This is a genomic window from Candidatus Bathycorpusculum sp. (assembly GCF_009778815.1).
Lineage (GTDB): Archaea > Thermoproteota > Bathyarchaeia > Bathyarchaeales > Bathycorpusculaceae > Bathycorpusculum > Bathycorpusculum hydrogenotrophicum.
Map to the genome: position 1 here is coordinate 1 of NZ_WRFL01000088.1, position 8,191 is coordinate 8,191.

6 protein-coding genes are annotated in these 8,191 nt (G+C 37.2%); 4 read left to right on the top strand and 2 right to left on the bottom strand.

The features are described 5' to 3' along the window. The first annotated feature begins 131 nt into the window (after positions 1-131). Both FWF39_RS11325 and FWF39_RS11330 read left to right on the top strand, forming a co-directional pair. The gene (locus FWF39_RS11325) at positions 132-1,004 is read left to right on the top strand and encodes a hypothetical protein (RefSeq protein ID WP_343383548.1); all 873 of its coding nucleotides are present in this window, start codon (positions 132-134) and stop codon (positions 1,002-1,004) included. A gap of 195 nt (positions 1,005-1,199) precedes the next feature. Next, positions 1,200-2,333: a HipA domain-containing protein gene (locus FWF39_RS11330; protein WP_343383549.1), complete on the top strand. Its 1,134-nt coding sequence runs from the start codon at positions 1,200-1,202 to the stop codon at positions 2,331-2,333. Positions 2,334-2,422: 89 nt separating this feature from the next. On the opposite strand, the gene FWF39_RS11335 is transcribed toward FWF39_RS11330, so the two are convergent. Next, positions 2,423-3,001, bottom strand: coding sequence for a hypothetical protein (locus FWF39_RS11335; protein WP_343383550.1), 579 nt, complete (start codon positions 2,999-3,001; stop codon positions 2,423-2,425). A gap of 821 nt (positions 3,002-3,822) precedes the next feature. Here FWF39_RS11335 and FWF39_RS11340 point away from each other — a divergent pair. Both FWF39_RS11340 and FWF39_RS11345 read left to right on the top strand, forming a co-directional pair. Then, positions 3,823-4,851, top strand: a complete 1,029-nt coding sequence (locus FWF39_RS11340) for a radical SAM protein (RefSeq protein WP_343383551.1) — start codon at positions 3,823-3,825, stop codon at positions 4,849-4,851. 19 nt (positions 4,852-4,870) lie between these two features. After that, on the top strand, positions 4,871-6,796 hold the full coding sequence (locus FWF39_RS11345) for an ATP-binding protein (RefSeq protein WP_343383552.1): 1,926 nt from the start codon (positions 4,871-4,873) through the stop codon (positions 6,794-6,796). An 85-nt stretch (positions 6,797-6,881) separates the two neighbouring features. On the opposite strand, the gene FWF39_RS11350 is transcribed toward FWF39_RS11345, so the two are convergent. Then, positions 6,882-7,763, bottom strand: a complete 882-nt coding sequence (locus tag FWF39_RS11350) for a UTP--glucose-1-phosphate uridylyltransferase (protein ID WP_343383553.1) — start codon at positions 7,761-7,763, stop codon at positions 6,882-6,884. Positions 7,764-8,191: the final 428 nt, after the last annotated feature.

Sequence of the window (8,191 nt, forward strand, 5' to 3'; positions counted from 1 at the left end):
TCGGTTTGGGCGGCAGATCGAAATGGTTCGGGTAAGCAGATAGATTGGCATTTTACCACAAAACAAGCAAGAGGTAAACTAAAACATCTATATCCTAACTTATAATGCGGTCAAAGCAATACTTTAGTTGTATGAATAGTTCGGGTTCGTTTAGTATGTCGGGTTCGTTTAGTATGTCGGGTGGCGTTATTGCCAACAACACAGCGCAAGTATATGGGGGAGGGGTATCCAATTGGGCCATATTTGATATGTCAGGCGGTCTGATTGCCGACAATAACGGAAACAATCAAGGCGGAGGTGTATGTGTGTACCATGGCTCATTTAGTATGTCAGGCGGCATGATTGCTAACAACACAGCATATAGCGGTGGCGGGGTGTATGAGTTTTTTGGGAGTGACTTTAGTATGTCGGGTGGCGTGATTTCTAACAATACTGCCATTGATGGTGGAGGGGTATACATTGATAGTGAGTTCACCATGTCAGATGGCGAAATTTCGGGCAACACCGCAACTAATGGCGGAGGGGTTTGTATTGGAAACGGCATTTTCAAATTAACGGGCGGTAAAATTTTAGATAACACAGCAAAACGCAATGGCGGTGGAATTTGTATTTTTTATGAAAACCTAGATGCGCTATTTGTCTCTAATGGAGCGATTTTTTCAAATAATTACGCATCAACAGCATACGACCGAGACCCTACACATGATAAGTTATACCAGTCACAAATAGACAACACAGTCACGTGGACTACTCCTTTTACCCAAGGATACAACAACTATGATATCAGCTATACAAAAGGTACACAAATCCCCACGACAAATAACAGACCAAATACGGTAGACAATGGAGCTTTTGATATAGAGCAATATATTACGATGATAGGGGTAGGGATAGCAACTTTTATGGCTATAGCTTTAATTCCATTAATCTGTATTGCCATAGGTATAATTTTGTTTCTCAGAAAACAAAAAAGTGCAGAGAAAAAAAGAGACATACAAACATGACAAGGCAAAGGCTCAAACAATCAACTTATTTGCGCCGGCTCCTTCTCAAAAACATAGTTTATTTAGTTTATTTTTAATAGTTAGTTAATTAATTATGGTAAGTTACAGTAAACAAAAATTTTCTTGAAAATCAAATCAGCATTTATGTTATATTTTAATATGGGTTATTGTAATTTTTAGAAGTGAGGTAAGCAAATGGACTACACCCTTATGCACAAAGACATACCGGTCGTTGACATGGAAATCCCAGCCGATGTCGGTCGTATTGTGCGTTTGTCTAATTTGCAAACCCCCAATCATTTACCTCTACGCATTAACACCAAATTCGGCATGAACCTCAAAGCAATAAATGCTTGGTGGATAGGGCGCTCGATTCCCGCAACCCGCGACGGCCTCAAAGCCGCCCTAGAAACGCTCCATATCAGCGACACCTCAATGCTACTTGAGAAGTGTTATGGTTTGAGCCTCTCAGATCAATACTGGATTTGCCCCAAATATTCCGGCCTGAAATGGCGCGAAATTAATTTTTTCCACAACAATTTTTCAAAGGATATAGGCGAAATACTCTTTGGACACAAAACCGACCCCGCCCGCATAAACCTCATGTCACCAGACAACACATCAGATGGTTGGCTACAAAAGAAATGGATAATTGTAAACGGCAAACGTGTTCTGATGAAAGGCAGTAGCGGCGTTTATCAGCAGGAACCATTTAATGAAGTGATTGCCAGCACAATAATGCAACTGCTCGATATTTCACATATCGAGTACACCCTAACCTTTGACAATGGCAAACCCTACAGTTTGTGTGAAAATTTCATCACCTCTGACACCGAGCTTATTCCAGCAGAACATATCAAAGAAACCGTCAAAAAAGACAACCGAGACTCCGATTACACACATTTATTGCGTTGCTGTGACGCACTCAATATCTCTGATGTTAGAACCAAGTTGGATAAAATGCTGGTTTTAGACTACGTCATATCAAACGAGGATCGACACTACAATAACTTTGGATTTATCCGCAACGCAACAACATTGAAATGGAGTGGATTAGCACCAGTATTTGACAGCGGCACCTCGCTTTGGAATAACACACCACATGTCGGGTCCACTCTGGAATGTAAACCGTTTCGCAAAAGCCACGTAGAACAGATAAAACTTGTTGAGGATTTATCATGGTTTAACATAGACAAACTTGACGGGGTCTACGACAAAATCATAGAAACCTTGGCAAAATCTAGCCGAGTAGACCAAAACCGCCGCACCCACATAGCATCAGCAGTAATGGAACGATGCAAACAGATAGAAAAACTCCAAAAAAAATAACGTAGACTTGAACTACAAATAATAATTCAGAAAATAAAGAAAAAAATGTGAATATTTTCACTTGATATGTATAGGTAGTGTTGTTTAGGTTATTTTGTTACTATGTAACATGCGCGTATTTGGTCATTGCCTTTGGTATCAACGTAGACGTCATAGTCACCTACTTTATAGGTTCCAGCAGCATTATTGTTAATAGTGAATATTTTAGAGAGTGATGCTGTTTTAATTGTATTTGCAAAGAAGGCGAAATAAGGCTCTGTAATGTCGATTTTAAGTGTGTTTGTGTTGCCCTTGTCCTTAGTAACGGCAGCAGACACAGTAGCAGTGTTTACAGGATTTACAATACACATAGCAACATCCTTTGTCCGATAGGTACCACCACCGCCATACCTATGATTGGTGATTGTAATTACTGCAGGATCGAGAGAAGGGTCAGTGAGGTCCCAGACAAGGTTTATAGTGTGAAGCCCCGGAGATCCGCCGCGTTTGAACTCCATGGATGTAGAGATAGATATTTTATCAGCATCCATCTGGATGAGCTCGGTCTCGGTCAATTCTTTTGAATTCCAAGATTCATCCAAACCACCACTATGATTAATTTGGATGTACACACCATTTGTAATAGTCTCATCATCAATTTTTAATTGTTCCGCAAAAAAGGCATACATAAAACCTCCATCGCTGAACTGCCAGTAAGCTCTTGCTATTTGTCCTGAACCGCTAATTAATCGTTCATTGCCACTATCATCAGCTTGTACGAATGTGTTTGTGTTGATTGCACTAAAAGCGCTTTAATACCAACAATGATAAAAGCACCATCACAACTACTATTTTTGTTTTATTCAATTTTTTGTCTCCTCCAATAATTTAACCAAGTTAAGGTTATTTAATTTTAACGTATTCCATTATTTAAATTTTATAACTAACGATTTTTGAGTATTTACAAAAATTATGTTTTCACTCATAGGACAAAATATTGAGACAATGATTTTTCACGAGGCAACTAAAGGGTAAAACGACAGACTTCGCCCACAGGAAAATGGAGCCTCGAGCGGGATTACACTGTTTGAGTACGGAGCCCATCCCCAAAATCGTATCCTGACTTTGAGAATTCATATCAAACACTAAGGGAAATAAATCAACTTATACATAATAAACTTTCCACAATGAAAGAACAGAAACATACAAAACAAATTAGTGACGTGGTGGGATTGCCCTGTTTGCGTCTGGAGCCTCCCTCAAAATCTTGACTTAGACTTTGAGGCTTCATATTTAAACACTAAATAAATGTATGCACACTAATCTAATAAATATTTTATAATATCTATGACCCTGATTTCATCTACAAAAACAAGATGAGTACAATAGTCTTGTTGTCGCTCAGACAAAAAACTAAATATGCGGGTATTGTGTAATCCAATGCCATAAGATTCTGGTTGAAAAAATGATCTTTCATACTAGCACAACGTCAGAGCTTCCATGGAAGGAAATGGTAAACAAAGCTTTGGAAGATAGTATAGACAAATACAAAAAGTTTGTTCCTGTGCATCTACAGCTATCAGTGACAAATGAATGCAATATGCACTGCTCTTTTTGTAGTTTTAAGCATCGAGATAAATCTTTACAATTAAACTATGCCGACTTGAAAAATATTATTGACACATTTTTGAAATTAGGCACTAAAGCTATAACGATAACGGGCGGAGGCGAACCATTTTGTCACCCAGACATTAATGAATTATTATTATATTGTCATGAAAAAAAAATAGAAGTAGGGTTAGTTACAAATGGAACATTGCTGAATAAGTTGGAATACGAATCAGCTAAATCAATAAAGTGGTGCAGAATCAGTTTAAGTGATGACCAAAACGATAAACAAATTGAGAATATTGAAACAGTGCTCAACAATATAGTTCATAAAATGCCGAATACTATAAAATGGTCATATTCTTATGTTGTCCTTAAAAATCAAAATCCGTTAATGCAAGTACGCGCAGTTAAGTTTGCAAAAAAATTAGGCTTTTTAAATGTAAGATTTGTTCCCGACCAAAACAATGTTTCTAATATAGACTTAGACGCTGTAAAGAAAAACATGGAAAAAAATAATTTGTTAACTGAAAAGGGTAAGTCTTCTGATCTTTGTGTTTTTGACGAGAAGCCAAACACAGAATTTCCAGACAAATGTTGGATGTATCTAATGAGGCCATTTGTTGCAGCAAACGGGGTTGTTTATCCTTGTTGCTGTACACAATATTGTTCGTTTGGAGAACGCCCTGACTCACAACCAATTGTTTGTCACTACAGTGAATATAAACAAAAATTGGATGATACCGAAATGTATAAACCTGAATGCAATATATGCTTTTTTAATCATCATAACGAGTGGGCAGATGCTAGATTAAATGGGGTGTCCTCTCTGGAGTACTGCTCAAATCGTGGTTCCAAATATGTCAGCGAATATAAAAATGTATTAGCATTAGCTGAAAAGGGCGAATTTGAAGACTCAAACTTTTTGTGAGCTAAGGAGACTTTGTAGTATGTCATCAAAAAAAAGCGTGTTTGTATGTGGGGACAGTGCACAGGATCATTTTTTTATATCACCAATTAACTTAGACAATAAACACCAATTGGATATTAACAGCGATGAAACGCCGAACCATCCAGCATCTGCACGGATGTTATACAACTTATTGTGTACAAAAAAGTTGTCTGTTGAACCGTATGATTTAGACGAGCATTATGTTAGGAACACTTATTCGACTTGGATAAAAAGAAAAATTGGAGGAAAGATTAGGCTCTTTAGGGGTAAGTTCCTATGGACAGCAAAAAATGAAGACAGCGTCTGTGAGTCGTTGACCGAAGATAAAAAATCTGCTATTGCTAATTGTGATATAATTACTGTTTGTGATTTATACAATAGTACTTATGAAACATATGACGAAATAACCAAAAATCGTGACGCGTGGAAGATTGTACGCACTATATGTCAGAGCAAGATGGAAAAATCCCATCTTGTTACCAAATTGGATGAAACTCAGCAATATAATAAAACTATTATAATATTAAATGCGCGTGATCTTAGAGAAGTTCATGATCCTGCAAATTTGTGTACGATACATGACGGACTTTCATGGGAACAATTGGTAACGGAAACTTTTTTAGTAATAGATAATGACGTTGTTTTAAAAAAGTTTGAATTTATTATTATTTGTTTTGAGCACGAAGGGGTACTAGTATTGAATAAAACTACAGGTAAACACACCCTGCTCTTTTATCCAACTGAGCTTGAAGGAGACTATACAAAATCAAAGTGTTCTACCCCGTTTGGGTTGCTTCTAACGTTTCAGGCAACGATTACTATGGTGTTGGAAGCGATGATAGCCGGCGTTGCAATTGTTGATCCTGTTGTCACAGGGGCAAGGATCGGTCTTGATGCAATGAGACACCTTATTGATAAGGGCTTTGAGAAAGATGGAAGTTATCCATATGAAGTCATTCACGACTTTATTGTTGACAAAATATCTGGTACTGGCAAATCTGCGCCTTTAGGCAGTGAAAAATACGAAATATCTAATGCTAAAATCAAGTCAAAATTCACTATTCTACAAAAAAAGAATAAGAAATTGTGCCAAGAGATCATAAAATATGGTTGCGATATATCTGAGTTACAATGTGTTCCACGGTTAAAATACGGTGATCTTATTTCCATAGCCCGACATGAAATTGAACAGCATAGACAAATTTACAACCTTCTTGTTGAATACATTTCTCAAAATGAAGAGGACAAACCATTATCAATATGTGTTTTTGGTTCACCAGGGTCTGGAAAAACTTTTTCAGTTAAAAAAATAGTAGAGTATATAAGTAAAAACGATAGCTCGGTTAAGGGTATTAACTTTAATATTTCTCAAATGTTTCACCCTAGTGAATTATCCATTGCGTTTAACCGGATTAAGGACATAGTAGCAGAGCGTAAACTTCCAATTGTATTTTGGGATGAATTTGACAGCGACTTAGCTGGTGCACGCAACGGTTGGTTGAGGTATTTTTTAGCACCAATGCAAGATGGCAAGTATTATGAAAAAGGGTATGAGCTGAACATTGGTAGAGCGATATTCATTTTTGCAGGTGGTACGTGTCATACAGCCAATAAATTTACAGCTACAAAAGCTCAAAACTCTGGTATAAAATGTAAGCTACCCGATTTCATAGATCGCGTGAGTGATAAAGGGTTTGTTGACATCAGAGGAATACGTAACAGCGATAGTAATACCCCTTACATAGCTTTTTCTATTAGAAAATTGTTAGAAGAAAAATATGGTGCTTCTGGAGATCAGGAATTTGATCTTGATGATGTAGTTATAGATAAGTTATTAGATATCTCGAAAATACCTGTGCCTGGCAGGCGTACTTTGAAAAAACATATATCACAAGTTTGTCCAAAAAAGGTGAAAATGTCTTAGTGTGAAAAGCGATTATTTACCTGTGTCTGTCCTGTCTCACTATACAGACATTTTCAGACTCAACGTCATGTTTGAAACTGACTAATTACGTTTTGATTAGTTTATTTGTTGTATCTATCAAAAATTTTTTAAATTCATCTAATTCGTCTTGTCGTAAAGCATATTCTACAATTGCCTCCAAAAAACCCTTCTTTGTGCCTATATCATATCTTCTGCCGATAAAATCGTACGCATACATATTCTCTTGTGTAACCATTTTGCACAACGCATCAGTTAGCTGTATTTCGCCGTCTACACCTGGTTTTGTAGTTTTTAAAAACTCAAATATAGACGGATTTAAGATATATCGTCCCAAAATAGCAATACTACTAGGGGCAGCCGCTTTTGCTGGTTTTTCTACCAATGTACGTACCCTATAGAGTCGCTCACCACACCGTTCACCACCTATCACACCATACTTACTAACATCCTCATGCGAAACTTTTTGCACACCCAAAACATTTGTACCACATTTTTCATAAACATCACTTATCTGTTTCAAACAGGGTGTACCATCAGTATACACGACATCATCACCCAATAACACGGCAAAAGGTTGATGTCCAACAAATTCTTTAGCACATAATATTGCATGACCCAACCCTTGTAACGGCTCTGGTTGCTGAACATAAGATATATTCGGCAGGTTAGACAACTGCTCCGTCTTTAAATACGACGCCTCCTTACCAGACTTTAAAAGTTTAGCCCTCGATTTATATAATTCATCGAAATGCTCTTTAATCACACGCTCATAACGACCGGTTATTATAAGCACCTCCTCGATCCCAGATGCTTTCGCCTCCTCAATTATGTATTGAATCGTCGGCTTATCCCCTATAAGCAACATTTCTTTAGGTTGCGTATTAGTCATAGGAAAAAGCCGTGTACCCAACCCTGCCGCTGGTATCACTGCTTTTGTTATTTTCATCAATCACGCATCCATAAATGCAAGCTATCTACTATATTTTCAATATCTCTTTAAATCTTTAAATGTTATCCGTAGTTCTGAAAGTGAGATTCATCTAACTGAAATAGACGCCTTCTAAAAATCGGAAGCATCCACCAATCTATATGCAAACACTTCATTTTACACAATCTGAAATCATATTCACCTTTACGAATGACAGAAGAGGCAAAAATAAAGAACAACAAAACCACTTAACATATAAACCAACCAATGGCCAGTGCAAACGAAAAATAAGTGTACTTAAAAAAAGAGTGGGAAATAAAAAAATGAGAGTGTTCACCTAAAGATATACATCATTTGATTTTGCCATTGTTGAAAAATTTCAGGCATAGTCAAAGCACACCACAAACGAATAGTTAAATCCACCATAACAGAACTCTTAGACACAA

Coding starts and splice junctions, on each gene's coding strand:
- FWF39_RS11325 (WP_343383548.1), top strand. CDS start 132: ATGAATAGTTCGGGTTCGTTTAGTATGTCGGGTTCGTTTAGTATGTCG.
- FWF39_RS11330 (WP_343383549.1), top strand. CDS start 1,200: ATGGACTACACCCTTATGCACAAAGACATACCGGTCGTTGACATGGAA.
- FWF39_RS11335 (WP_343383550.1), bottom strand. CDS start 3,001: ATGTATGCCTTTTTTGCGGAACAATTAAAAATTGATGATGAGACTATT.
- FWF39_RS11340 (WP_343383551.1), top strand. CDS start 3,823: ATGGTAAACAAAGCTTTGGAAGATAGTATAGACAAATACAAAAAGTTT.
- FWF39_RS11345 (WP_343383552.1), top strand. CDS start 4,871: ATGTCATCAAAAAAAAGCGTGTTTGTATGTGGGGACAGTGCACAGGAT.
- FWF39_RS11350 (WP_343383553.1), bottom strand. CDS start 7,763: ATGAAAATAACAAAAGCAGTGATACCAGCGGCAGGGTTGGGTACACGG.